The 1,342-nt window shown below is 42.6% G+C and carries 1 protein-coding gene; it reads left to right on the top strand.

The genetic code is table 11. The annotated features are described in order from the left end of the window. Nucleotides 1-159: 159 nt before the first annotated feature. Nucleotides 160-1,342 (top strand): hypothetical protein (locus tag KDK18_RS00785; RefSeq protein WP_257252490.1); only part of this gene is annotated, 1,183 nt, incomplete at its 3' end.

Genomic DNA, 1,342 nt, shown 5'->3' on the forward strand with positions numbered 1-1,342 from the left:
CAAGCACTATTGGATGGCTACGGCGCGTACTTACGGTTGGCTGATAACAACATTGAACCCGAGGTCCAGACGTTGCTGGATGAATTACGGCTATTGATCAACCGGTTTAAGACACTGAAGCAGACCATCGGATCAGAGTTAGAGCGTATCAACCATCCCTTGCAAGCCGGTAAAGAAGGGCAAGTATCATTTCGCGAGTGGTTGGCTACCTGCCATCAGCTGCAATTCAGTCTTCAGGTACTCAACCCTAAAGAGGCTGAGCAGGTTCGGAGTGTACATGAGCTGATTTTTGCCCTGCATCAGCGTTTTGTAAACGCACTGGCACCGATCGCATTGGCTTCTGGTCAGGGCAAGGTATCCAAGAATAGGAGCATCACCTATGTTGATTACACAAACCCGAGTGAAGATCTGCCGCTATTGAAATCGTCCGACAAAGTATATATTGAAAAAACAACAAGGTATTCAGCCATCGTCGTCATTATGGATAATGCCGTGATTGTTAATCTGAAGTTAGGAACTCACGTGGGCCTTGTTGAGCTGTTAGAACATGCAGAGGGAGGGAAAGGACGTACCTTGCGGTTGAATTTTTCTGACCAATTTGAATCCGAAAGCAATCATAAATCCGGCAAGTTAAAGCGTATTTGGTTTCTGATACAGTTACTAAAAGCAATCGAACTGGATAAAAATGCTGACACCATGAAAATAAGCTTCAACGCCGTAGTGGGTAAAATGACCGTCGAATGCTCCCAAATGAGATCACGTGAAAGCATGCAGGGTGCCTTTAGTAAACTAATTGTAGTCTTGGCTGGTATGCGTGATCTGGATATGACCTTTGGGAAAATAGCGATTTTTGAAGGAGATCAGTGGGATTTTAATATACTTGCACAACGCCTTAATAGCGATGTAAAGACAGAAGCCGATAGATTCGCCTTTCAGCATGCCCTTTTCTCAATTTCTTATGTTGGGAATGAATTTATTTTTCCTTCTTTCTACCGGTTATTAAGCAACCACCACCAACAGCTTATTGAGTATTGTGATCAGTTAGCAAATTGTCGGTGTTTAATATCCTTGGAGAGAAGATCGGAGGATGATTTTCGGAAAATTTTTATGAATGATGAGATAAGTGATGATACCCGCAGGGAAATCTTACCGCATCTTTTATTGTTTGATCCCGAAAGAGCTACTCGATTGTATGAGGATGTGTATCCCCATTTGAGAGATAAATATTTTGTCATCAACCCATCACACAATTATGAGCTGAATTTTATTATTCCACCTGATGAGCCGCTCTGGGATCAAGAAGAAAAAGTCAAGAAAGCCTTGCTGGAGCATGGGCTAAAAT

The sequence above is a fragment of the Endozoicomonas sp. SESOKO3 genome (assembly GCF_024606255.1).